The sequence below is a fragment of the Streptomyces sp. GbtcB7 genome (assembly GCF_019091445.1).
In the GTDB taxonomy this organism is placed as follows: Bacteria; Actinomycetota; Actinomycetes; order Streptomycetales; family Streptomycetaceae; genus Streptomyces; species Streptomyces mirabilis.
In genome coordinates this window covers 1-235 of the sequence record NZ_JAGXJM010000664.1, presented here as the reverse complement: position 1 = coordinate 235, position 235 = coordinate 1, and the positions used below count along the sequence as shown (strand labels likewise).

Genomic DNA, 235 nt, shown 5'->3' with positions numbered 1-235 from the left:
GATGAAGAAGCCAATGTAACCGGCTATAGTTATGATGAACGGGGTAACATTACCCGTGTTACCCAGCCGGACGGCAGCGCCTATACGTTTAATTATGATGAGGAGCAGCGCTTAACATTAGTGAGTGACCCGCAGGGCGCCAGCCGCACTAATATCTATCACAAAAAAGGATCTTCCAAAGGGCTGCTGCCTACCATTACAGAAGCAGACGGCCGCATTTCCATATACCGGTATA

1 protein-coding gene is annotated in these 235 nt (G+C 48.9%); it reads left to right on the top strand.

What is annotated here, in order from left to right; all coding sequences use genetic code 11:
- The coding region (locus KVT44_RS57170) for an RHS repeat domain-containing protein (RefSeq protein WP_217577204.1) at positions 1 to 235 on the top strand (235 nt) is incomplete at both ends.